The organism is Bradyrhizobium sp. SZCCHNS30572 (genome assembly GCF_032484415.1).
Taxonomy (GTDB): Bacteria; Pseudomonadota; Alphaproteobacteria; order Rhizobiales; family Xanthobacteraceae; genus Bradyrhizobium.
The window spans coordinates 517800-543895 of sequence record NZ_JAUESY010000002.1 but is presented as its reverse complement, the minus strand read 5'-3'; the positions used below and the strand labels follow the sequence as shown (position 1 = coordinate 543895).

General features: G+C 65.2%; 15 protein-coding genes. 11 read left to right on the top strand and 4 right to left on the bottom strand.

Going from position 1 to position 26096, the window contains the following annotated elements; translation table 11 throughout:
- Positions 1-22: 22 nt before the first annotated feature.
- From QX048_RS07555 to QX048_RS07545, 3 genes are read right to left on the bottom strand one after another with little or no spacing between them, the layout of a single operon-like run.
- A complete protein-coding gene (locus QX048_RS07555) occupies positions 23-1057 on the bottom strand; it encodes a 2Fe-2S iron-sulfur cluster-binding protein (RefSeq protein WP_315711805.1) in 1035 nt (344 codons plus the stop codon).
- Complete coding sequence (locus tag QX048_RS07550; RefSeq protein WP_315827559.1) at positions 1057-2988, bottom strand: ethylbenzene dehydrogenase-related protein; 1932 nt, start codon at positions 2986-2988, stop codon at positions 1057-1059. The genes QX048_RS07555 and QX048_RS07550 overlap by 1 nt, the downstream gene beginning before the upstream one ends.
- Positions 2985-3167, bottom strand: a complete 183-nt coding sequence (locus QX048_RS07545) for a hypothetical protein (RefSeq protein WP_315711801.1) — start codon at positions 3165-3167, stop codon at positions 2985-2987. Before QX048_RS07545 ends, QX048_RS07550 begins: the two co-directional genes overlap by 4 nt.
- 776 nt (positions 3168-3943) lie before the next feature.
- On the opposite strand from QX048_RS07545, the gene QX048_RS07540 reads away from it, so the two are divergent.
- The 9 genes from QX048_RS07540 to QX048_RS07500 all read left to right on the top strand — a co-directional run bounded on the left by QX048_RS07540 (position 3944) and on the right by QX048_RS07500 (position 23064).
- Positions 3944-5806, top strand: coding sequence for a type I secretion system permease/ATPase (locus QX048_RS07540; protein WP_315711800.1), 1863 nt, complete (start codon positions 3944-3946; stop codon positions 5804-5806).
- 3 nt (positions 5807-5809) lie between these two features.
- On the top strand, positions 5810-7765 hold the full coding sequence (locus QX048_RS07535; protein WP_315711799.1) for an HlyD family type I secretion periplasmic adaptor subunit: 1956 nt from the start codon (positions 5810-5812) through the stop codon (positions 7763-7765).
- 67 nt (positions 7766-7832) lie between these two features.
- A complete protein-coding gene (locus QX048_RS07530) occupies positions 7833-9962 on the top strand; it encodes an autotransporter strand-loop-strand O-heptosyltransferase (RefSeq protein WP_410052166.1) in 2130 nt (709 codons plus the stop codon).
- A 553-nt stretch (positions 9963-10515) separates the two neighbouring features.
- Positions 10516-13794 (top strand): hypothetical protein, encoded by a 3279-nt coding sequence (locus tag QX048_RS07525; protein ID WP_315827556.1) that lies wholly within the window; start codon positions 10516-10518, stop codon positions 13792-13794.
- A gap of 569 nt (positions 13795-14363) precedes the next feature.
- Positions 14364-16178, top strand: a complete 1815-nt coding sequence (locus QX048_RS07520) for a hypothetical protein (protein WP_315827555.1) — start codon at positions 14364-14366, stop codon at positions 16176-16178.
- A 228-nt stretch (positions 16179-16406) separates the two neighbouring features.
- Positions 16407-20633 (top strand): sulfotransferase, encoded by a 4227-nt coding sequence (locus QX048_RS07515; RefSeq protein ID WP_316175363.1) that lies wholly within the window; start codon positions 16407-16409, stop codon positions 20631-20633.
- 697 nt (positions 20634-21330) lie between these two features.
- A complete protein-coding gene (locus QX048_RS07510; protein ID WP_316191252.1) occupies positions 21331-21924 on the top strand; it encodes a formyltransferase family protein in 594 nt (197 codons plus the stop codon).
- Positions 21925-22223: 299 nt separating this feature from the next.
- Positions 22224-22574: a hypothetical protein gene (locus QX048_RS07505; protein WP_315751045.1), complete on the top strand. Its 351-nt coding sequence runs from the start codon at positions 22224-22226 to the stop codon at positions 22572-22574.
- A gap of 22 nt (positions 22575-22596) precedes the next feature.
- Positions 22597-23064 carry a hypothetical protein gene (locus QX048_RS07500; protein ID WP_410052165.1) on the top strand — a complete coding sequence of 156 codons (468 nt, stop codon included), beginning with the start codon at positions 22597-22599 and terminating at the stop codon, positions 23062-23064.
- 6 nt (positions 23065-23070) lie between these two features.
- On the opposite strand, the gene QX048_RS07495 is transcribed toward QX048_RS07500, so the two are convergent.
- Complete coding sequence (locus QX048_RS07495; RefSeq protein ID WP_315711788.1) at positions 23071-23301, bottom strand: hypothetical protein; 231 nt, start codon at positions 23299-23301, stop codon at positions 23071-23073.
- A gap of 211 nt (positions 23302-23512) precedes the next feature.
- Between QX048_RS07495 and QX048_RS07490 the strand changes: the two genes are divergently transcribed.
- The gene (locus QX048_RS07490; protein ID WP_316200440.1) at positions 23513-24403 is read left to right on the top strand and encodes a DMT family transporter; all 891 of its coding nucleotides are present in this window, start codon (positions 23513-23515) and stop codon (positions 24401-24403) included.
- 198 nt (positions 24404-24601) lie between these two features.
- Positions 24602-26062 carry a caspase family protein gene (locus QX048_RS07485; protein ID WP_316191255.1) on the top strand — a complete coding sequence of 487 codons (1461 nt, stop codon included), beginning with the start codon at positions 24602-24604 and terminating at the stop codon, positions 26060-26062.
- Positions 26063-26096: the final 34 nt, after the last annotated feature.

Here is a 26096-nt window from a genome sequence, read left to right as displayed (position 1 = left end):
GCGCGTCGCGGCCGCAACGATCTCATTCCGCCGGCTGGAACATGGCCGGCCGGCCTCGCTGGCTGTCGAGCCACCCGACCAGCCGATCCATGAGTCCGCCGCTCGACTCGGAGGGCTGCGCCGACGAGACGAACGGATCGCAATGACACTTCGCTCCGGCCGCGCGCGACATCTTCGCGACCGCCTCCGTCATAGCCGGCGCGCCGCAGGTGTAGACGACGTCGTTCGGCGTGAGCTCCGGCATGTGTTCGGTCGGCCGGCCGCTGCGAATCGCCGGCGAGACGTTCTGCGGCTCCGACACGATCGGGATGATCTTCACGTTCGGGAAGCGCGCCAAGCGGCACAGCGCCTGATGCATGTAGAACGACTGCAAGGTGCGTGACACGACGATGAAGACGATCTCGCGCTTCGGATTCTCCGTGATGGCGGCGACCGCGATCGCCCACATCGGCGCGAAGCCGGTGCCGCTCGCCACCAGGATGATCCGGCCGCGATGCTTCTGACGGAAGAACGCGGTGCCGAGCGGCGCCGTCAGCTTGACGCGATGGCCGACCTGGATGTCACGGCCGAGCGCCGAGGACACCAGGCCATCCTTCAGGATGCGGATGTGCAGATACAGCAGATGGCTATCGGGTGCGCCGACCATCGGATAGGTCGGGCTGTAGCAGCGTGTCGGAAAACCGCGGTACTGGACCTTGGCGTATTGTCCAGGGAAGAATCGCAGCGGCTTCGGCATCTCGAGGGTGACACCGACGACGTCGGGCGCGAGCCGCACGAGATCGCCCACCTCGCAGTTCATCGTCACCGTATCCGGCACGGGCTCCGTGATGATCTTGAGGTCGGACACGACACGCGCCTGGCACGCATGCGCCATGTCGCCTTCCATGCCGCCGAACAGCTTGCCGTCGATGACCGTCACTTTACAGGAACCGCAGATTCCGCTGCGGCAGTCATGGGGCAGATCCACACCACTGTTGATGGCGCCGTCGAGCAGGATATCGCCCACATTCGCGTAGAACGTTTCCCTGTTGTACTGGATCTTGCAAATCTTACCCATTACTGCACCTCAAGTCGCATCGGCCGGATCTGCCTGGTATGTCTGATCTGGGTATGGTCGAACGCTGCGACACGCATGAACACGCCATTCTTGATCGGAACGTCGTACTTGCTTTTCGTGTCCATTTTGCGGGCAATTTCGAGCGTCCAGTGGCCCGCGGCCCAACGCGCAGCGCAACGGATGTCCGCGCGATCACCGGTGAACTCGCCGCTGACGAGAACACCGGGCACCACGGTCCCGATCGGCGTCTGGGCATCCGCCTCGGCCGAATAGGGCACAGATTCGGCCTCTGTCATGAACCAGCGCGCGCCTTCACTCTCGCCGATGTTGGGATCGAGATTGATCTCGCCCATCGCCGCGGTCATCGCGGCGACGTCCTTCGGCAGGCGCTTCGGTCTCACGCCCCGATTTCCCAGTCTTGCGGCCTCCCTGTCGATCACGAAATTGTCCGAATAGTTCGCAGTCCCCGGATCCGGTGCGAACCCGCCCTTGTAGGGCGTGAGTCCCTTGACCTGATCCGGTGTCGGCTCCGCAGGCGGACCGAAATGATCATCGTCCATCCATCCGGTCGGGCCGCCGCTCGTCGCCTTCCACAGCCAGGCGTCGGCATAGAGATTCGGCGCCGGCGTGTAGTGGATGCCGCGACCCGACAGCGTCGGCGGCTTGTCCGGCATCGGCTGCGAGCTCATGTGAAACGTTCGGTCCGCGGCCAAGGTGATCGGCAGCGTCGTGAACAACAGCGAGAACTTGTCCTCGTTGAAATCGTTCTCGTCGCCCTTGTCGAATCCATTCTGCAGGAGATGCCAGCCATCCGCCTTCTTGATCAGCGGCAGCTGCTTCAACGATCGCGTCGGATCCTCCCAGATGACGAGGAAGTAGACCCACGTGCCGTCATGCGCCGCCTTGATCCAGACGCGCGATTCGCCGGTACCGTCGAAATTGTCGCCCTGGTTGGTCGTCACCATGTGCGGCTGGATGTTGCGCCAGACACGATCCGACGAATCGCCGTCAAGCGTCGGCGCATCCGATGTCGCGATTCGATACACCGTGACGGTGTCCTCGGCGTAGTAGTCGGCGGCGAACATCGCCGAACCGATCACGATGGCTGCGGCGATCGCGACCATGAACGGGTTGGATTGGAAGCTCGGATTGCGGCGGCGGGAATTGCCCTTGGCAGGTGTCGGCGGCGGACGCATGCGGCCCGGCGGCACACGCGGCTCGGACCGGGCCCGCATCGGCTCCTCCATGCGCCGCGGCGCCGGCATCGGCTCACGTGCTGCAGGCCGCGCAGCTGGCGCCGGCCTCCTCGGAGGCGCCTCCGCTTCCTCCAGCTTTTCCGACTGCTCGACCAGCATCGTGAGGAGTTCGACGGGATCGAGCTTTGGCGGCGGCGGCGGCAAGGGCGCCGGCCGGAACACGCGATAGAGCTGCATCTTTCCGCCGATGCTGAAGTGAACCAGGACGTGCAACACCACGAAGGCCGGGATCACCCAGGTCGCGTACCAGTGGATCATCATGGTGACGTAGCCGGAGGCTACGCCGAAGAAGAGCATGCCTCCGGTGACGATCAGGATCGCCATGGAGATGAAAAGCACCCAATGCAGCATCACGCTGATCGAGCCCAGCCGCGCCGGCCGGCGGCCGAGCAAGCCCTTGAAGCGCATCTTGTCGATGGTGACGCGACGGCCGAGCCCTGACTTCGAGATATAGATCATGTAGGCGACGGCGACGCTCGCGAGCACGACCCCAGCCGGCATGTGCCAGGTCCAGGTCCGGTGCCGGGGCAGCAGCCAGTCGAGATTGTTGGCGATCCATGCGTGCCCAGGCGCTTCGGTCGCCATGCGAAGCCCCGTCAGGAACGCGATCACCGTGGCCCCAGCCAGGGTCCAGTGCAGGATGATCGTTCCATAGTCGGTCTTGCGGATCTTCATGCGTGCGCCTCCAGAGCTGCGCGCACGCGATCGGCGCGATTCACCGCCGACCTGGCGACCGTATTTCGTCTCAGCGGACCGATCCGGCGCAGGATGATCAAGTATTCAACCCTGCGGGCCGCCCCTCGACCCGAATCCATTCCCGCATCACGCGTCTCGATGGTGATGTCGTCCAGCAACTTTGTCGTCCCCCGGATACGCTTTACTAAGTGAGCAACTTCGTCCGACTTCGGCGTTACGGCGCCGTTCTGCACCCAATCGTTGCCCCGCTACGCTTGAGCGTGATCGGTTGGATCACGCCTATGGTTGATCAGCTGCCGTGGCCCGAGCCGGTGACGAGTTGCTCGGATCGCACGCGGACTGATCTGCTTCGTCCTCCCTGGAGTTGATGTTGATCTCGTGCGCCCGATGCTTGGCGGGTCACTGGTTCCACAGCGGCCGCACGTTCGATGATAGAACACATCGTCGGTCGCCATGCCCGGCTGAGCTGATTGCACGTCTTGGATTGGTGCGCGGAGCCGCATGTCCTTGTGTTGCCGCCGCCATCATGATCGTTCTCCGCACCATCATCGAATACCGCATGATCGAGATGACAACGCCTGTGCGTTGCACCGCAGGAAGATTTATTCGGCTTCGTGGCGTCATTCGGCCCGGACCGCGACCAATGAGTACGGAACCAAGGTGATAGACGGACGAATGTGTGACACGCGTCGCGTGCCGATGGCTGCTATCACGCTGCAACTATCGACGATCGCGGACGGATTTCGCACGGACCCGATCGCGCTGAACGATGCCACACTTTTTCAGAGCCGCCCCGGCGCATCGCGCCTCGTGCCGGTCGTTTACCCGCGACGCTGCGACGGAATTGCCCACTTGTCCAATTGTTGCCGGAAAATCGTCGGTATCGACTGTCAATAGCGCGGAGTGAAGCACTGTGTTTGGGAGACGCGCCTGGATGAGTCTGGCTCAAGACCGCCCGAGAACGAAAGCCGCGGCTGCCCTCAACGACCTTCTCTCGGGAAGCGACGATCCGGTGACGCGCGGGTTGCGCCAGGCTGTCAAACGCATGGCCGGCATCGGCGTGTTCAGCGGCGTCATCAACATCCTGATGCTCTCGGGCTCGGTTTATATGATGCAGGTCAATGATCGCGTCGTTCCGAGCAAGAATCTCGCCACGCTCGTCGGCCTGTCGGTGATGATTCTAGCCGTCTATCTGATTCAGGGTTATTTCGACGCGTTGCGCACCCGCATGCTGTGTCGGGTGGCGACCGTGTTCGACGCGAGCTTGCAGGACGCGATTCATCACGCCCTGGCCACCCTGCCCCTGCGCGGCACCAAGCCGATGCTGATGCAGCAGCCGCTGCGCGATCTCGACCAGCTGCGCGCCTTTATGTCGAGCATGGGACCAACCGCCTTTCTCGACATGCCATGGATACCGATCTTCCTGATCGGCATGTTTCTGTTTCATCCGCTGATCGGCATCACGGCCGTCATCGGCACGGCCGGAATCATCTCGATGACGCTGGTGACCGACCGGTTGTCGCGTCAGGCGAGCAAATCCGCCAGCGATACGAGCGCCGCGCGGCAGGTTCTCGCCGATGCCACCCAGCGCAATGCCGAAGTGATTCGCGCGCTCGGAATGCTGGATCGCTTCTCGGCACGCTGGAACGCCGTCAACGAGCGCTATCTGAAGGACAACATTCGCGCGAGCGATGTCTACGCCAATCTCGGAGCCGCCGCGAAAGTGCTGCGCTTCATCCTGCAATCGGGCATGCTCGGCATCGGCGCGGCGCTCGTCGTCTCCGAGCAGGCCTCCGGCGGCGTGATGATGGCCTCGTCGATCCTGATGGGCCGCGCGCTCGCCCCGATCGAGATCGCACTTGGCAGCTGGAAACAGCTGGTCGCCGCGCGCCAGGGCATCGCGCGTCTGCGCGATATCTGCAAGGCCACCGCCAGGCCGGAAGCGCCGCCGGTCGCGTTGCCCCGCCCGTTCCGCGAGCTGACCGTACAGGAGCTGACGGTCACCGCGCCGGGCACCGATCGGCCGATTGTTCAAAACGTGTCGTTCTCGATCAAGGCAGGCACGGGTCTGGCACTGCTCGGCGCGAGTGCCTCCGGCAAGACCTCGCTCTCGAAGGCGCTGGTCGGCATCTGGCCTGCACAGCATGGATCCGTCCGCCTCGACGGCGCAGCGCTCGACCAATGGAGCAACGAGGATCTCGGCCGCCACATCGGCTACCTGCCGCAGGACGTTGCCCTGTTCGACGGCAGCATCGCCGACAACATCTGCCGCTTCGACGAGAATGCGAGCTCGGATGCGATTCTGAAGGCGGCGCAGATCGCCGGCGTGCACGACATCATCCTGCGGCTGCCGGAAGGCTATTCGACGCGAATCGGCCAAGGCGGCATGTCGCTGTCGGCCGGTCAGCGGCAGCGCGTGGGTCTGGCCCGCGCGGTGTATGGCGATCCCTTTCTCATCGTCCTCGACGAGCCGAATGCCAATCTGGACACCGACGGCGAGAACGCGCTCAGCCGCGCCATTCAGATCATGCGGCAGCAGAACCAGAGCATCGTGATCGTGATTTCGCACCGTCCCAGCGCGCTGAATGCGCTCAACATGGCGCTGGTCCTGTACGAGGGCAAGGCGATCGCATTCGGTCCCTGCCAGGAGATCTTTGCCCGCGTCGCCGGGGCCAACAAGGCCGCGGGACCCGCCGTCGCGCATGCCCCCGCTCCGCCCAGGGTTGCTGCTCCCGCAGCGGCGCCAAATCCGAACGCCCGCTCGCTTCGTCGCGCCGCCCCAGCAGAAAGCGCTTGATCAATGAAACACATCAACGACTTCAGGCCGTTCGACGACGACGATTATGTGCGACCGAAGACTCGCGCGGTCGGTCCGCAGGGCGATGCATTGATCCTCGAGCTGCAGCGGCTGCAGGGCGCATTCGACGACGGCTCCGACGAGGACCCGCGGCAGCGCCACGGCACACGGGACGGCGGCAAGAAGCGACGGCGTCCGCCACCGTCGCCAGGCAGGCCAAAGCCGCGTTCGAAGAAGAAGGGCAGCACCATGGGCCGCGCCCTCGGTGCGTCGCTGTCGCTGTTCGGTCTCGGCGCCCAGGCGCCCCGGACACGCCGGGGTGAAGGCATCCGCGAGATGGACTGGCAGCAGCCCGCACCGATGCGCGGCAACGAGCCGGAGCTGTCGCCGCCGCCGCGCCATCCGCCCGCGCGCATGGCGGGCAGCAATTCGGCGCCCCTGCTCGACCTGCAGGATGCACGACGCGACGGCAATTTCGGCGTCGGCGCGCCGCGCGCGGTCGGGCAGCAGAACCTCCCCGCCCGTCTGGCGCATGCGCCTGCCGTTCCGCAAACCCGTGTCGGCCGCCTGGTCGGCACCGCCGGCACGGCCTTGACCACCGGCATGACCTTCATTGCGACGCAAGGAACGGCGGCCGATCTCGACGACGGCTCGGACGAATCGCTGGTGCCGCGCGTCAGCCGCATGTTCGAGAACGAGTTGCGTCTCGGCTTGCGGGTGCTGCTTGTCGCCGGCGTTCTCGGCGGCGGCTGGCTGACCCTCGTGCCGCTCGCCGGCGCGATCGTGGTCCCCGGCAATCTCGTGGTGCAATCCAACGTGAAGGCCATTCAGCATCCGACCGGCGGCATTGTCGCGGAAATCAAGGTCGACAACGGCAAGCGCGTCGCGGCGGGCGATCTGCTCGTGCGGCTCGACGCTACGCAGAGCCAGGCCCAGCTCCAGGCGATCACCAAGCAATTGAACGAGCAGCGCGCCAAGATTGCGCGGCTCTCGGCCGAGCGTGACGGTCTCGATCAGCCGGACTATCCGTCCACGCTGACCTCACGTCAGGACGATCCGAACGTCCGCACCGTGATCGCATCGGAGAACGCGCTGTTCAAGGCCCGTGCCACGACCCGCAAGAGCCAGAAAGAGCTGCTGCAGGGCCGCATCGTCCAGCTGAACAACGAAATCAGCGGCATGGAGTCTCAGCTCGAATCCAAGAACAAGCAGATCGAGCTGATCAAGGGCGAGTTGGCCGGCGTGCAGGAGCTCTATGACAAGCGGCTCGTTCCGCTGACGCGACTGACCACGCTGCAGCGGGAAGCCGCTCGGATCGACGGTGAACGCGGCCAGCTGGTGTCCAGCGTGGCGGAGACGAGGTCCAAGATCAGCGAAGCCGAGCTCCAGACCGTCAAGATCGATCAGGATTTCCGCAGCGAGGTGGTCAAGGACCTCAGCGAGTCCCAGGCCAAGGAAGGCGATCTGGTCGAGAAGGGCGTCGCCGCGCGCGACCAGCTCGATCGCATCGAGATGCGCGCGCCGAACTCCGGCACCATCCACCAGCTCGCGATCCACACCATCGGCGGCGTCATCAAGCCGGGTGAGACCGTCATGGAGCTGGTCCCCGATTCGGACGAACTGCAGGTCGAAGGGCACGTCCAGCCCAAGGATATCGATCACGTTCACACCGGGCAGGATGCGATGGTCCACTTCAACGCCTTCAACCAGCGCACCACGCCGAAATTGAGCGGCCAGGTCTCGTTCGTGTCGCCTGATATCACCAATGACCCGCGAACCGGTTCCACCTTCTACACGGTCAGGATCACGCTGTCCGACGAGGAGCGCAAGCGGCTCGGCAACGTCAACCTGATGCCCGGCATGCAGGCCGAAGTCTACGTTCAGACCGGCAGCCGGACGATGCTCAGCTATCTGATGAAGCCGGTTCTAGATCAGTGGCGCCGCGCCTTCGTGGAGTAACAAGACCGAACGGCCGCGGTCGGCGTCATCGCTCACGAATGAACGCAGACCGCGTCGGCACCTCGACATGAACGTTGCAAATTTTCCCCGCACCTCAGACCCGGCGATGGTGCCGGCAAGTGCGTTACCGTCCGCCCAGCCAGGCGCCCGCACCGAGGCGTCTGATCACGCACGCAAGCCGCGACTGCCGCCGCCAGCGGCCGTGCCGACCCAGGAGGGTCCCCAGGGGCTGCGCTTCGACTTCAACGACGGCTGTCGTGTCATGCTGCCCGACACCGGACACGCCTGGCACGTCCGATTGAGCGATCTCGAGACCGCCAACGTCCTGTTCGACATCGACCTGCGTTCTGGGCACGTCAACAGCAGCAAACGCTACTTTGTCCCGTTCAGGCTCGAAGTGTGGTCAGGGCCCGAGCTGCTGCTGTGCCACGACTATGACGCCACCGACCGCGACGTCCTGATCCAATTCCCGGTCGGCACGATCGGCGACATCATCGGCTGGATGAGCTATGCAGTGAAGTTCAAGGACCTGCATCGGTGCCGCCTGAGCTGTGCGATGGGCGAGCCGCTGATCCCGCTGTTCCGCGACGCCTACCCTGACATCGCATTCCTCAGCCACGAGACGGTCCAGCCGGAGCGATACTACGCAACCTACTCGGTCGGGCTGTTCTTCGACGATGCCGAGCTGGTCCATCAGCCCTATGATTTCCGGCAGGTCGGCCTGCATCGGACCGCAGCTCACATTCTCGGCGTGGATCCGGCCGAGCGTCCACCTCGCGTCGCGTTGAGCGAAGACAGCCGTCCCATCGAGGACCCCTATGTCTGCATCGCCATGCAGGCAACGACCGCGTGCAAGCACTGGAACAATCCCGAGGGCTGGCAGAGCATCGTGGCCTTCCTCCGCGCGACCGGCTATCGCGTGATCTGCATCGATCAGACCGCGGAGCGCAGCCACGGCGCCTACCGGACGCAAATTCCCGCCGCAGCCGAGGATCAGACCGGCGACCGGCCGCTGCCCGAGCGCGCCCGCTGGCTCAAGCATGCCGCGTTCTTCATCGGCCTTTCCTCGGGGTTGTCATGGCTGGCCTGGGCGGTCGGCACTCCGGTCGTGCTGATCAGCGGCTTCACCCACCCGACCAACGAGTTTGCGACCCCCTATCGGGTCATCAACCATCACGCCTGCAACAGTTGCTGGAATGATGCCAGTCATCGCTTCGACCATGAGGACTTTCTGTGGTGCCCGCGATGGCAGGGCACGTCCCGACAGTTCGAATGCACGCGCCTGATCACGGCCGCGCAGGTCGAGGGCATGTTGCGCCGAATTCCCGGCTTCGGACAGGGATTGCATCCGCAACCGCGCACCTCTCAGCAGCAGGCACCGCCTGCGCCCTTTGATCGGCATCGAACCTCGAGGGCAGAGTCGGCGCCGGAATCCGTGGAGAGCGACGAACCGGTCGCGCTCGCAGCACTGCTGGCGCGACCGTGCGGCGACGTTGCCCGCGGGGGCCTTGCAGTCGGCGTCACGGTCGCCGCCGGCAGGCTGCTGGATCAGGCTGCCGCCGGCATCGCGGAAGGCGATCGCGCAGCCACCGCGAGCGATCTCATGGGCGCGCTGCAGAACTACAAGCAGAGCATCGCCATCGTCAGGTACCTGACCGCAGCCAATCCGGACGACGCCGGGTTTCAACGCAACCTTTCGGTCGCCTTGAACCGCATTGGCGCCGTGTTGTTCGTTCAGCGAAACCTCGAGGCTGCGCATGCCGCCTATTCCGCCAGCCTCGCCATCATCCGGAAGCTGACCGCAGCTCACCGCGGCAATCTCAGCTTTGAGCGCGACCTCGCGTGGTGCCACGCTCTGCTGGCGGACGTGCTCGCCGCCCAGGGCCGCCATGCCGAAGCCTTCGAGCAGCGTCGCGCCAATACCGCGCTGATCACCCACCTCGCCAACACGGTCGCCAACGATCCGTCGCTGCAGCAGGCGCTTGCAAATTCCTACCAGAGTCTGGGCGATGCCTTCATTCCACTCGGCAACATCGACGGCGCGCTCGCCGTCTACCGGATCAGCCTGGGCCTGACCAAGCAAGGGCTGGACGCGAACGGGCAGAATGACCCGGCCTGGAATCAGCTCTACACCACACTGCTGCAGAAGATCAGGACTGCGCTCCTGGCACAGCGTCAGGCCGCGCCGCCGTCCTGAACGGCGCACGGCGAGGTCGGCCGATACGCCCAGGCGCGTTCGCCTTTCACTCCCCCGGACAGACGATCCATCGTGGCGTTTTTCCAGCAATCGCGCTGCGACAATGCCGCGCGCCCTCGTCGCTGGGCAGCCTTAAGCGCATCAGACCAACCCTGCGTCTGATCTCCGGAGACCGGCCACTCACCGGCGAGATGCAGGCAGCATCTTGACGACAACATGCAATTCGCGCCCGATCGCCGTACCCCGCATTTGTCGCTTGCCGCCAGAAATCAATCACTTGGCACGTGATCGCGACGCATCTGTCACAGATCCGCGATGTCCCGAGAACAACATATTTGCGGACTCCCCCACGCCTTTTTTGGCCCGATTGCTCCGAGCATATAGCGAGGTGCGACAAAGTAGCGCGCGTCAGAAAAGCGCGCGACACAGCGGCGCACGGGCGTGAGGCGCGGCGCAGCACGTCCGACGCAGGGCCGATGCGCTTCCGCATCGTCCGGCCAGTTTCGGTACGGGGCCCTGCCGGGCGTCGGATGAACTTGGGGAGAGATGATCTATGGCGAATAACACCTTCAACCCGACGGCGCTGGCCAACGGAACGTCGAACCTGCTGGTGCGCGCCTCAGCGCTCAAGATGTCGACCGACCTCGTCCAAGCCGGCGTGGTGTTCAACGATGCGGTGCGCGCCTCGCTCGGCCTGTTCACGCAGGCAGGCAGCGGCAACTCGAACCCGTTCCTCGGCAGCTACACGACCGATCTCCACGCCGTACAGAACGACATCGCCGCGATGCTCGCAAATCCCGGCCAGGTGACCCTGGGCGGCCAGGCCTTCACGCTGAATGCGACCGACACCGCCGTTCTCACCAACGTACAGGCGCAGATCTCGACGCTGCTCACGGCCGCACCGCAGACCACGAATGCTGCGACGATCACAGCCGCGGATCAGACGCTGCACGCGGTCCAGCAGGAGATCCTGCAGGAGATCAACGGCGACGCGCATCTGTCCGGCGCGCTCAACAAGGTCAACTTCCTCGCCAACACCGGCGGCCAGGACGTCGGCTTCCAGAACACGCCGGCCGGTGCCGATGATGCGGCGACCTTGGCCGCAGCGACCGCAGGCAACACGCTGAAGGATGTCGGCCTCGTCTTCAACAAGGTCGTCGACCTCGCCTCCGGCGGCATCAGCACCGCGAACCTGCAGGAGGTAACGAACGACCTCACGGCGATCTCGCAAGGTCTCACCAAGATCCTCAACAACAAGACCCAGCTTGCCCAGATCGAGAATGGCGAAACGGCGAACGCGGCCGCGCTCACGACCATCCATCTGCAAACGGTGCTCGGGCAGATCAATCTCGAGCTCAACCAGTATGCCAAGGCGGAAACAACCGGCAATCAGGCTGCGCTGCGCGGCACGGCGGACAATCTGCTCGACAGCATCGACATCATTCAGAACGACGCCAATCTGAACAAGGCCGCGGGCGGCAACGGCATGCCGGGCCATGCCGGCGGGTTCGCGGAGGATCCGGGCGGGTTGACCGGCACGGTCACCAAGTTCCAGGACAACCAGGCGCAGACGAATTTCTGGGCCGCCTTCTTGGCGGAAGGCAACACCATCAACGCGACCCTGCAGAAGATCGCAACCGGCGGAGCGCAGGCCAGCGCCGCACTGGTCACTCAGATCCAGAACTATCAGGCATTTGGCGCCAATTTCGATGCCGCGCAAGGCAACGTCTTCCGTGGCCGCTTCGACAACGAGCTTCTGAGCGGCACGCTCGAAGCCGACACGGCGGCCGCGGTGAAGGGCCTGCAAGGCATCCTGAACGGCGATACGGGCGCTGCGCTTGCCGCAGACAAGGCGATGCTCGCCGCGGCCGGCCAGGGCTTCGCGGCCGACGCCATGGACGTTTCCGGCAACAACATCGCCATCGGCGGCGCGACCTATGTCGGCTCGGCGACCACGGTCTCGACGGCCACGTCGGTGCACGGACTCGCCCAGGGCACGATCCCGGTCACGGCAACCCCGAACATTGCCAACGGCACCGGCGGCTCATCGTCGACGCCGCCGGCTGGCGGCGCCACGCCGGTGAATTTCAGCCCGACCGCGCTTGCCAACGGCACGTCGAACCTTTTGACCCGTGCCACGGCGATCCAGCATTCGACCGACCTGGTGCAGGCTGGCGTCGTCTTCAACGACGCGGTGCGCGCCTCGCTCGGCCTCTTCAGCCTCGCCAACAGCGGCAACTCGCCGGCCTTCCTCACCAGCTACCAGGCCGACATCACGGCGGTGCAGACCGATATTGCGGCGATGCTGGCCAACCCTGGTCAGGTCACGCTCGGCGGCAAGACCTTCGCCTTGAACGCGACCGACACGGCGGTGCTGACCAATGTCGAGGGGCAACTGGGCACACTGCTGCAGGCGGCGGGACAGTTCGCCAACGCCAGCACATCGGCAGCGGCAAGCCAGACGATCCACGCGCTGCAACAGGAAATCCTCGGCGAAATCCACAATGACGCGCATCTGGCGAACGCGTTGAACAACGTCCCCTTCCTCGCCAATACCGGCGGCCAGGACGTCGCCTTCCAGACGTCGCCCGCGGGCGCGGACGATCCGGCGAGTCTTGCCGCCGCTACCGCCGGCAACAGCCTGAAGGACGTTGGTCTGGTCTTCAACAAGGCCGTCGAGGTCGCCTCGGGCGGCATCAACACCGGTAACCTTGCCGAGGTGACCGCGGACTTCACCGCCGTCCAGCACGGACTGACGGCCATCCTCAACAACAAGACCCAGCTCGCGCAGATCGAGGCTGGCGAGACTGCCAACGCCGCGGCGCTGACGACGATCCATCTGCAGACGGCGCTCGGCCAGATCAACCTGCAGCTGGGCAAGTATGATCAGGCTGCGACCACCGGCAATCAGGCCGCTCTCCGCGGCACGGCCGACAACCTGCTCGACATCATCGACATCATCCAGGGCGACACCAACCTCAACATGGCGGCAGGTGGCAACGGCAACGCCGGCCATGCGGGCGGCTTCGCCGAGGATCCGGGCGGGCTCAAAGGGACGGTCACCAAATTCCAGGACAACCAGGCACAGACGAATTTCTGGGCCGCATTCCTGGCCGAGGCCAACACCATCAACGCCACGCTGCAGAAAATCTCGACCGGCGGTGCGCAGGCGAGCGCGGCCCTGATCACGCAGATCCAGAACTACCAGCAGTTCGGCGCCAATTTCGACGCCGCCCAGGGGGCCGTGTTCCAGGGTCGGTTCGACAACGAACTGCTCAGCGGCACGCTCGAAGCCGACACCGCCAACGCGGTCAAGGGCCTGCAAGGCATCCTCAACGGCGACACCGGCGCAGCACTTGCGGCAGACAAGGCGATGGTCGCCGCGGCCGGCCAGGGCTTTGCCGCCGACGCCATGGACGTCTCCGGCAACAACATTCCGGTCAATGGCGGCACCTATGTTGGGACGGCCACGACGGTCTCGGCGGCGACCTCAATCAAGGGGACCGCGCACGGCACCATTCCGGTCACCGCGACACCGAACCTGGCCAACGGCACCGGCGGCACTGCTGCGGCAGGAACCACCGCCGCCGGTGGCGCTGCAGCCGGTGGCACCGCGGCGAACGGAGGCACGTCGACCGGCGGAACCGCGGCTGGCGGAACGGCGGCTGGCGGCACGTCGACGGGTACCACGGCCAACAACGGCAGCAACGCCACGCATCACAGCGATCATCACCATCATCACGATCAAAGCCAGGGCGCGCATATGAGCCAGGCCGCGGCTGCCGGGCCCGACATGTCGCATCTCCACGCGATGCATCACATGTGGGGTTGACGAGGCAGCCGCAGCAGCCGCTGCGGCTGGGATACGGATACCCGGGAGCACAAGCAGATGAGGTCCACTCGCGCAGTGCTCCCGGGGGAAATGAGAAGGACAATGAGCCGGGCGAGACGACACGCGTTGAAGAAGGAGGCCTCGGAAGATCAACAAAGATGCACGTTCCGTTCCGCACCGCGGAGGCTCGTCACGCTGGAACTTTTCTAAGGAGAGATCGGTGACCGGTCGCAAGATCGGGGCAACTTCTTGTCTGGACCGTGCGTCGAGGCGCCGCTGAGCGACGATGTTGCGGGGATGCCACGACAGAAATCAACGAGTTAGTAAGCTTCCGACCGTCGCCGTGACCCGGCTGCGACAGGAGCCATTTGCCCGAACAACATCATATTTGAGGACTCCGCGGCGCTTCTTTTGGCCCCATTGGAGCAAATAATTCCCAGGTGCTCTGAGGCTGCGACATTTCGCCCGTTCCGCGAAGGAGCGAACGAGACGTCGCTGCCCGATCAACGCCCGCGTGCTGCCGATACGCCAAGCAGCAGACGCCGGGTTGAAACTTGGGGAGATGATCAATGGCAGCCAATACCTTCAACCCGACGGCGCTGGCGAATGGCACGTCCAATCTGCTGGTTCGCGCCTCTGCGCTCAACCCGTCGACCGACCTCGTCCAGGCCGGCGTCGTGTTCAACGACGCGGTTCGCATCTCGACCGGTCTGTTCTCGACGCCCCAGAACAGCGGCAACTCCAACCCGTTCCTCGGCAGCTACACCACAGACCTGCATGCCGTGCAGAACGACATCAACGCGATGCTGGCCAATCCCGGAGATGTCACGATCGGCGGCAAGGCATTCACGCTCAACGCGACCGACACCGCGGTGCTCACCCAGGTCTCGAACGAGATCACGACGCTGATCAACGCCGCGCCCAACACGACCAACCCGGCGACCCTCGCCGAGGCCGACCAGACCATCCACAACGTGCAGATGCAGATCCTGGCGCAGATCCAGGGTGACGCGCATCTCTCGGCCGCGCTCAACAACGTTCCCTTCCTGGCCAACACGGGTGCCATGGACGTGGCGTTCCAGAGCCTTCCCGCCGGCAACGACAGCGCCACCAATCTCGCTGCAGCGGCCGCGGGCGACCTGACCGCTATCGGAACGGTGTTCAATGCCGCCGCTGACCTTTCGCTGGGCGGCATGAGCGCCAACAACATCAACCAGATCCAGGCTGATTTTACGGCCGTGACGCAGGGCCTTCAGGCGATCCTGAATGACCCCGCGAAGCTCGCTGCGATTGAAGCCGGTGAAACCGCCGTTGCGGCCCAAACGACGACACTTCACCTGATGACGCTGCTCAGCCAAGCAAACCTTCAGCTGAACAAATACGATGTCGCCGAGACGATGGCCAATCCGACGGCGCTGCGCGGCTCCGCCGACAACATCGTCGACATGATCGACGTGTTTCAGAACGACGCGGCGCTCAACGCAGCGGCGGGCGGCACCGGCGCGCCTGGTCACATCGGCGGGTTCTCCGAAATGCCCGGCGGCCTGACCGGGACCGTCACGAAGTTCCAGGATAATCAGGCGCAGACCAATTTCTGGGCGTCGTTCCTCGCCGAGGGCAATACGCTGGGTGCGAAGTTGGTTGCGGTCGCAAATGGAACAGGTACGGCGTCACAGGCCCTGATCGACCAGATCACGAACTACCAGAACTTTGGCGCCGCGTTCGATGCGGCGCAGGGGGCGGTGTTCAAGGGACGGTTCGACGACGAGCTCGCCGCCGGAGCTCTACAGTCTGACACCATCATGGCCACCAAGGCATTGATGGGCATCATGAACGGCGACACCGGTGCTGCCCTGGCGACCGATCAGGCGATGTTGAAGGCTGCCGCGGCGAACTACATCGGCAATGCCGGAGACATTGCGGGCAACAACATCGCGATCGGCGGATCGGCCTACGTGACCTCAGCGACGAGCTTCGTGACGGCGACTGCGGTCAATGGCATTGCCCAGGGCACCGGCATGCCGGCGGGCGCCAATCCGAACATCGCCAACGGTACGGGCGGAACGCCTACGAGCACGACCACGCCCGGCGGCGGCATGGGCGGAGGTGGCACGACCGGTGGTGGCACCACCGGAGGCGGCACTGCGGGCGGCGGCACCACGGGTGGTGGGACGACCGGTGGCGGCACGACGGGCGGTGGAACGGCCGGCGGAGGAACCACCGGCGGCAACAACACCACCACGACGCATCACTGCGGCGGCCACCACAGCCATCATAGCAGCCACCACACGGCGGCAGCCGCGGCCACGGCCGCAACGGCGGCAGCGGCCTCGAGCGGTCCGGACATGTCCCACCACCACGCGATGCACCACATGTGGGGCTGACGCCTTCAGCAACCTGACCAACATTGGCCGGCGCAGACCCCCTTGGGTCTACGCCGGCTCGTTGCGTTGTGGCAGCACCGGCCATCGACGCTGCACGTGGCCGGACAAGCTCCATCCGCTGCTCGAAGGGTTCTAGCCGACCGTTTGCGATCGGCCTCGCCTAAGCCTCCGTTTCGCTTCAATCCGCCTCGACAACGGCATTCGTCGAACATTCAGCAAGTTGCCATCATGAACGAGCTCGCCGTCGCCTTCCGTCCCCGCCTCGTCCCCGCAGCGTCCGACGGCAGACAGCCGTCGGCGGCCGCGCTCAATGATCAAGCCTTGCGCATCGCCGAGCAGGCCTACCGGAAGGTTCTTTCGCTTCAGCCCCGTCATTTCCGCACCCTGTGCAGCCTCGCCATGGTCCGCCTGCAGCTCGGCGACACACATGAGGCACGCGACCTGCTCGACCAGGCCGCAGAGGAAGCCGGTGACGCCGCGGATCTGCACCTGTCGCTCGGCAAGTCCTTCGCAGGCCTCGGCGACCTCGCCAAAGCGAGCGCGCATCTGCAGCGCGCCGTCGCGCTCGACGAGACCTCGACCGAGGCCAGGCTTCTGCTCGGCAGCGCGCTCACCAGCCTCGGCGATCCTGCCGGCGCGGTTCGGCATCTGGAGCTGTTGCTGGCTGCGGACGCGGGCAGCGCCGATGCGCACCAGGCGCTCGGCTTTGCCTTGCAGCGCCTCGACCAGTACGAGCGCGCGCTCGCGCATCACGAGGCCGCACTCGACGCGCGGCCGGATTTCGCCGCAGCCGCCGCCAGCCTTGGCGACGCCTGCCGCATGCTTGGGCGGCACTCGGAAGCCATTGTCCACTACTCGCGCGCGCTCGCGATCCAGCCCAACGCGCCGGTCGTGCTGCTCAACATCGGCGGCTGTCAGCAGGCCACCGGTCAGCTCGACGCCGCGATCCACACCTATCAGCAGGCCCTTGCCCTGAACCCCCGGCTCGCAGAGGCGCACTACAATCTCGGCAATCTGCACCTGGAGATGAAGAGCGGCCCTGCCGCCATCTTCCATTACGAGCGTGCCATCGCCGCGCGGCCGGACTTCCCGGAGGCCCATAACAACCTCGCCAATGCGCTGCGATCGCGCGGCAAGCACGACCTGGCGCTCGCGCATTACGACGAGGCGGTGCGCCGGCGCCCCGACTATGCCGTCGCCCACCGCAACCGCGGCGATGCGCTGCGCGACATCCAGCGCTACGAGGACGCCGTCGCGAGCTATCGAACCGCCCTCGCCCACGATCCCCGCGATGCGACGACGATGAACCATCTCGCTGGCGTGCTGATGATCCTTGGGCGGCTCGACGAGGCGGCGCTCGCGTATGAATCGGCCCTGGCTGTCAACCCGCGCAGTATCGGCACGCACCTCAATTACGGCGTGGTCAAGCCGTTCGCGGTCGACGACGCGCGCTGGGTACCTCTGCAGGATCTGGCCGCGAGATCGGAGACACTCACCGAGGATGCGCGCATCGCCCTGCACTTCACCCTCGGGCGGGCTTATGCCGACATCAAGGACGGCGAACGGTCGCTGGTGCACCTCAACGCCGGCAATGCTCTCGAGCGCCGCCGCATCAACTATGACGAGAACCAGACGCTGCGCCAGATCGAGCGCATCCGCGCGGTGTTCTCCAGGGACATGCTACAGGCGCGCGCAAGCCATGGCGATCCATCGCACGCGCCGGTGTTCGTCATCGGCATGCCCCGGTCCGGCACCAGCCTGGTCGAGCAGCTCCTCGCCAGCCATTCCGCCGTGCATGGCGCCGGCGAGGTCAACTATTTCGCGGCCGCCGCGGGGCTGTTCACCGATCGTGACCGCGGTGACTATCCGGAGATGCTCGCCAAGCTGTCCGACGCCGACATCACGACCCTCGCGCACGCCTATCTCGACCGGTTCACGGACCTGCCGGCGGACACCAAGCGCATCGTCGACAAGATGCCGTCGAACTTCCTGTTCGCCGGGCTGATCCATCTCGCGCTGCCGAATGCCCGGATCATTCACGTCCGGCGCAATCCGATCGACACCTGCCTGTCCTGCTACACCCAACTGTTCGCCGAGCCGCAGCCCTTCGCCTACGATCTGGCCGAGCTCGGCCGCTACTACCGGGCCTACGACGCCTTGATGAGCCATTGGCGCTCGGTGCTGCCAGAGGGCGTCATGCTGGAGGTGACGTATGAGGACATGGTGCGCGACTTCGATGCGCATGCCCGCAAGATCGTTGCGCATTGCGGGCTCGATTGGGATGACGCCTGCCTGTCGTTCCACGAGAACGAGCGTCCGGTGAACACCGCCAGCCTGGTCCAGGTCCGTAAGCCGCTGTTCTCCGGATCGGTCGGCCGCTGGCGCATGTATGGCGACCGGCTCAAGCCGCTGCTCGATGCGCTCGGCAGCGAGGCCGTGCGGCCGACGATTGCCGAGGCGATCGCGGGCGCCAAGCCGCCCCAGCCGGTGAACGTCGCTCCGCCCGTGGTGACGCCGACGACAGCATCGCTTTCCTTCGCTTCGCAGCAGGCCGGATCGCTGCAGACTCTGGCCGAAGGCGCCGCCGCCGTGGCAAAGAAGCTGCAAGGCCGCGGTGACTTCAAGGATGCCGAGACGATCTTCAAGCTGATCCTCGCGGGGCAGCCGAACCAGTTCGACGCGCTGGTCGGGCTCGGCATGGTCTGCACCACCGCCAACCGGCTCGACGAGGCCAAGGAGTTCTTCCGGCGCGCGGTCGCGGTGAACGACAAGTCCGCCGAGGCCCATGGCAGCATCGGAGCCGTCGAGGCCTCCGCCGGCCATTATGAGACGGCCGTCCAGCACTACGAGACGGCACTTGCGCTGGCGCCGAGCCACGCCGGCATCCTCTATGCCTTCGCCATGGTGCGCCAGAACCAGGGGCTGATCGACGAGGCGATGGCCCTGCTCCGGCGCGCGATCGACAACAAGCCGCAGCACCTCGATGCGCATTTTGCGCTCGGCAACCTGCTCTATACGGCGGGCAAGGACATCGAGGCGGCGAAGCACTATCTCAAGGTTCTCGACTTCAGTCCTGAACACGCCGAGACCCACAACAACATCGCCAACGTGCTGCTGCGCCAGGGCCATCGCGAGCGCGCCATCGAGCACTACAAGCGGGCGATCGCGAGCCGGCCCGACTATGCCGACGCCTATGGCAATCTCGGCAATGCCTTCCTTGAGCTCAACCGGCTCGAGGAATCGATCGAGCAGAACCTGCTGGCCATCAAGATCAAGCCGGAACGCTTCGGCTCCTACAACAATCTCGGCGTCGCCTACCAGGCGCTCGGCCGCTTCGACGAGGCGACGGCGGCGTTCCAGAAGGCCTTGGAGCTGGCGCCGGACGACGCGCCGATCCATCTCAATCTCGCGAACATGTCGAAGTTCAAGCCGGACGACAGCCGGCTTCCTGGTCTGCGGCAGCTCCTCGAACGCGTCGACCGTCTCGATCAGGAGAAGCAGATCGCAGCCCATTTCGCGATGGGCAAGGCGTTGTCCGACCTGAAGGACTACGACCAGGCCTTCTCGCATCTGCACAAGGCGAACACCCTCAAGCGCAAGACCTTCGACTACGACTCCGAGCAGCGGCTCGGCATGATGAAAAATGTCGCGGCGCGCTTCACGCCGGAGTTCTTTCGCATGGTTGCAGGGCACGGCGACGACTCCTGGGCCCCGATCTTCATCGTCGGCATGCCGCGCTCCGGAACCACCCTGATGGAGCAGGTGCTGGCCAGCCATTCCAAGGTCTTCGGCGCGGGCGAGCTCGAGACCTTCAAGGATCTCGTCGGCGAATGCGCCAACCGCCAGAAGATCGTTCCGGCGTATCCCGATCTGATCACGCTGCTGCCACCCGAGGAGATGACGAAGATCGGTCAGGAGTACACCGCCCGCGTTCGGACCTTGGCGCCCGAGGCCGAGCGCATCGTCGACAAGATGCCGCTGAACTTCCTGTTCGTCGGGATGATCCATGCGGCGTTCCCGCGCGCCAGGATCATCAACACGCGGCGCGACCCGCTCGACAATTGCGTTTCCTGCTACTCGCTGCTGTTCACCGGCTCACAGCCCTTTGCTTACGACCTCACCGAGCTCGGCCACTACTACCGGGGCTATGAGGGCGTGATGGAACACTGGCACCAGGTTCTGCCGCCCGGCGTCCTGATGGACGTTCGATACGAGGACCTGGTCGACGACCTCGAGGGCGTGTCGCGCCGCGTGCTCGATCATTGCGGCCTCGACTGGGAGGATGCCTGCCTCGACTTCCATCGCACCGAGCGCATGGTGCGCACGGCGAGCCTGATGCAGGTGCGCGAGCCGATCTACCGCCGGTCGATCGGAAGCTGGCGCCGCTACGAGAAACATCTCGGACCGCTTTGCGAAGCCCTCGGCATCGACCTTCCGCCGCCGGAATCCACATGACCGCCGGCAAATAACCGGGTGCTGTTGCCCAGGGATTGGTGACAGGCGCGGCACCCGGCTATCCGGCCGCGCGGCGGAGCGGCCGGAGCATTGTGCTCCGTGGCCTTTAAGAAATTATCTTCGTCATATGCAGAAGCGTCAGTTTTAATACGCAGACCAACAACTAATTATACAATCAAAGGTTTATCTATCCACTCAGCCATTGGCTGAGGCGAATTGCGTTCGCAGATCGGCCAGATCGAACCCATGAGCCACCAGGATAGCACCTTCGGTCGTCCTCATCAGTTCAACTGATAGTTCGCTCCTGTGGGTTTGAGGCCTGTCGACGGGCATGCCGCGATGCGGCACCGGTCCGGACACAACCTTTCGGCGAGCTTCGGGTATCGGTCCTGCCTCGCGGTCCATCTGATGCTGCCGCAGGTCCCAACGAGGGTGTGTCATCCGCCACGGTCATCTCGGCCTGCACCTTGATGGCGCCCCACGGCATTCGGCGAGGTTGAAGCGGCCGCCCAACTCTGGATCGGCGCGGCTTTCCCGTTCCCGTTTGGGTCCCCCAGCGCCTCCGCCGGCCGGACGAAGCCAGACTGTGACGACGACCCAGCAGGCGCTTGACCTGAAGGCCAAGGCTTGGTTTGACCCGTTTCATCCGGTCAGAGCCCGACCGGATCCAGCCCCCAACCGTGGAAGATCCCTGACCATGCGCATCACTCTCGTCGGCTCCCGCCATTTCGGTGTCGCCACACTGAACATGCTGCGCGAGAGAGGAATCGAGATCGCGCGGGTCGTCGTTCATGATGGCGAGGACCGGCTCGCAGCGGCGGCGCGAGCAGCCGGGATCGAGGTCGTGGTCCAGGCCAATCCGAAGGTCGTGCCCGCCGGCGAGGTCGCCCCCGACACGGACCTGATCGTCACGGCACATAGCCACGCCCGCGTCACCCACGAGGCCGTCGCAGCCGCCCGGCTCGGCGGCATCGGCTACCATCCTTCGCTGCTGCCGCGCCACCGGGGCATCGCCGCAGTGGAGTGGACCATCAAGGAGGGCGATCCGATCGCCGGCGGCACCATCTACCACCTCGCCGACCGCATGGATGCCGGCGCCATCGCCGCCCAGGAATGGTGCTTCGTCAAGAAGGGCGAGACCGCGCGCGAGCTGTGGGAGCGCGCTCTCGCACCGCTCGGGCTCAAGTTGCTCGGCGATGTCGTCGAATCGGCCAAGGCGACCGGCACGATTCCGGCCAAGCCGCAGGACGAGCAGTTCGCGACCAACGCGCCCAGCCTCACCCCGCACTGAACATCTGATCGCATCGCCCCGATAAGTTGTGGACATCCTCCCCGGCTGGCGCCTTCGCGGTGCCCTGCGAACGGCAGCATGGGCGGTCAGCGGAAGGATGTGGGCGGTCGTCCGCTCATGTGGTGGGCGAAGGCGCAGTTTGCGCACAATGCCGCCCGAATGGCTCAAAGCCGGGTTCCGCATTAATCGTTAATGGACTGAAATTGCTCGATAAAAATTCGTTGCGGCGCTGCGGCAAATTTTCGTCACAATTCCTCCAAATAAGGTACCAATCAAACGACATTGAGGGACAACGATTCATGCGTCTCGACCGCATTGGAATGGCTTTCGCCGCGTCGATCCTGGTGGGTAGCTCGGCCGCCCCCGCATTCGCCCAGTCGCCCTATGACGGTCAGTGGCAGGTGACGATCGTCACCAACAGTGGCAGCTGCGAGCCCACGGCCAGCTCGACCTTGATCGTCGCAGACGGTAAGATTTCTGCGGCTGGCGCCAATGTGTCGGGTTCGATTGGACGCGAAGGCCTCGTCAAGGTCTCCATCAATGGCGCATATGCGAATGGGCAGCTCAACGGCAATTCTGGCTCGGGCAAGTGGAACGGCGCCTCGGCCGGCATCCCCTGTAGCGGCCGCTGGCAGGCTTCGCGCCTGTAACGGCGCGCACACGTTCCTGAAGATGGTGCGGCGGGCCGCGGCCGCCGCCGTCGTTTTGACAGCGGGTATGACCGCCTCGCCGGGACACGCCGATCCGGGCCCCTTCACCGGCATGGCCGGAACGTGGGGCGGCAGCGGCACGGTTGCCCTTGAGGACGGCTCAACCGAGCGCATCCGGTGCCGGGCCAATTACGGCGTCTCGGGACCGCGGATGACGCTCGTCCTGACCTGCGCCAGCGATGCCTACAAGTTCGGGCTACAGGCCGAGGTGATCGCTGAGGGCTCGGCCATCTCGGGGACCTGGAGTGAGAGCAGCCGCGGCATCAATGGCGTGCTGCAGGGCCGTGGCGGCGGCGGCAACTTCCAGCTGCTCGCGACCACCGCCGGCTTCAACGCCAACATCGCGCTCGCCACCCGCGGCAAGAGGCAGTCCGTGTCGATCCGGGCCGACAGCCAGTTCCGCGCAGCCAACATTTCACTGTCGCGGTGATCTCGATCAACCGCCGCGCTTGGCGCCGGGGATCGCACCTGCGGAGGGCGCCGGAGCAAGCTGCGCGGCGGTGCGCTTGATGGTCTTGGCGACCAGCAGCGCCTGCTCCCGCGTCATGGCGAAGTCCTGCACACCTTTATGGGTGGTCAGCGACAGCACCATGAGATGAGGCTCCCGCTCCGGCCAGCCGGTGGCAAAGGCGGTCACGAAGTCGGCTGAAGCGGCGCGTTCGGTCATGTCGTGTCTCTGGCTGCCTTGGGCTGTATCGCGGCGGTCGCTTTAGGACGAAACACAGCCACACTCCACGTTTTTCTCGATGGCACGCGTCCGTCGCGAGCAAAGCCTGCAGCGGCGTTGGTGCACTGCACCGTTGATTTCATTTGCATTGCTCTGCACGCGAGGTGATACAGCCCGCCTTCGCCGCCCTCCTCCCTCTCCCCGCCACCTCATGAATCGTCCCGCTTCGAAACTGATCGCCGCACTGTGGATGACGGGCTGGCTCAGCCTGATGCTGGTGATGGCGGTGGCCGGACGCGAAGCCATGCGCGAGCTCAACGTGTTCGAGCTGATGGAGCTGCGCTGCCTGATCGGCCTGGTGATGCTGTCGCCGGTCATCGCATTGAGCGGCGGCTTTGCCAGGCTGCGCACTTCGCGCCTCAAGCAGCACGCGGCGCGCAACCTCGTCCATTACGGCGCGCAGCTCGGCTGGTTCTTCGCGCTCATCTTGATCCCGATCGGCCAGGTGGTGGCGATCGAGTTCACGATGCCGATCTGGACGGCACTGCTGGCGGCAGCCTTCCTCGGCGAGCGCATCACCCTGTTCAAGCTGGCGGCGATCGGGCTCGGCCTCGTCGGCGTCGTCGTGATCGTCCGCCCGGATACCGGGGCGGTCAATCCGGGACAGCTCATCGCGCTGGCCGCCGCGGTCGGCTTCGGTATCTCGATCGCGCTGGTCAAGCTGCTGACGCGCACCGAGCCCACCGTGTCGATCATCTTTTGGATGCTAGTGGTGCAGTCCATCGCCGGCCTCATCCCTTCGCTCGTATTCTGGACGCCGCCCTCGGCCGCGACCTGGGGCTGGATCCTCCTCGTCGCATTCTGTGGGACCTTCTCGCATTTCTGCATGACGCGCGCGCTGCTCTACGCCGACGCCACCATCGTGGTGCCCATGGATTTTCTCCGCGTTCCGCTGACCGCCACCGTCGGCTGGCTGGTCTATGCGGAGCGTCTCGACGGATTGACCGTGATTGGCGCTGCGTTGATTCTGGCCGGAAACCTGCTGAACCTGCGTCCGCCGCAGCCTCGGGCCGTGCCGATGGGCAGTTCGGCAGGGACCTAAGGCGCCGGGGGCCCCTCAAACGGCGTGATCCGGATCACGGAACCGGCGCGCCACACGCGATCGTCGTGGATCGGGCGCAACACCCGCGAACTGGTTTGTGGCGGAAGCGTGATTTTTTGCCTGGGAACAAGACTTTTCGCGCCGATCCGCGACAAATGCTGCAGTGAACGCTTCGCTTGATCGTTGGGGGATCTCCTGATGCGCTATCTCACCGTCGCCCTGTCCCTGCTCTGCATGGCGCTGACCGCTGAAACCGCCAAGGCCGACCGCCGCGTCGCCTTCGTCGTCGGAAACGGCGCCTATAAGAGCGTGGCTCAACTGCCGAACCCGCCGGTCGACGCCAAGGCCATGGCGGCCACCCTGCGCAACGTCGGCTTCGACGTCGTCGAGGGCACCAATCTCACGCGCGACAAGATGACCGAGAAGCTGCTCGATTTCGGTCGCAAGGCGCAGGGCGCCGACATCGCGGTGTTCTATTACGCCGGGCACGGCATCGCCATTGCGGGCACCAACTACCTGCTGCCGGTCGACGCCGACCTGAAGTCGGAAATGGACGTCAAGCTGGGCTCGGCCATCAATATCGACGTGACGCTCGACCAGACGATGGGGGACGCCAAGGTCAAGCTGGTGTTCCTCGATGCCTGCCGCGACAATCCGTTCGCCGCCAAGATCAAGTCGAACTCGCCGACCCGCAGCGTGTCGGTGCAGACCGGTCTGGCCGAGATGAAGTCCGGCGAGGGCACGCTGATCGCGTTCGCCACCGGCCCGGGCCAGACCGCCCTCGACGGCGAGGCCGGCGCCAACAGCCCGTTTACCCGCGCGCTGATCTCGCACATCGCCCAGCCCGGCGTCGAGATTCAGCAGGCCATGACCGCCGTGCGCGCCCAGGTCAATGAGGAGACCAGCAAGGGCCAATTGCCCTGGGGGCATACCAACCTGATCGGCGCGGTCTACCTCAACCCGGCGGCTGCCCCTGCTGCAACGGCCGCCACGGCCGGGACGACGCCGGCCGTCGCGACGGCCACCGTGACCGCAGGCGAAGCCGAGCTCGAATTCTGGCGCTCGGTGAAGGACTCCAACAAGCCGGAAGAGCTCAACGCCTATCTCTCGACCTACCCGAACGGGCAGTTCAAGTCGCTGGCGATGGCGCGCATCGCCGCGATCGAGAGCGGCGCCATCAACACCGCCACCCGCAACGTGGCCAAGGGCGTCGATCCCGCCACCTATACCGAGGAAGGCACTCAGGTCAGCGAGGATCAGATCGGCCTCGACAAGACCAAGCGCCGCGACGTGCAGCGGCGGCTGACCGGTCTTGGCTTCGACACCAAGATGACGGGCGTGTTCGACGACCAGACCCGCGGCGTCATGAAGCGCTGGCAGGCGGCCCGAGGCTATCCGTCGACCGGATTCCTGACCAAGCTGCAGCACAAGGCGCTGCTGGCAGAGCCGCAGCCGGCGCCGGCGACCGCCGCAGTCGGCGATGAGGCCAGGCCGCGCCGCGCCAAGCCGGCGGGCAACGTCGCGGCCGGCGGCCCGCCGCCGCAGGGTGCGCCGGTCTATCGCAATCCGCCGCCGCAGGACAACGCGGGCAACGCCGCCGGCGCCGCCTTCATCGGTGGCATGATGGGCGGTGTGCTCGGCAGCGCGCTGCGCCGGTAAACGTCTTCGTCTTTCCCACGTAAAAAAAGCCCGG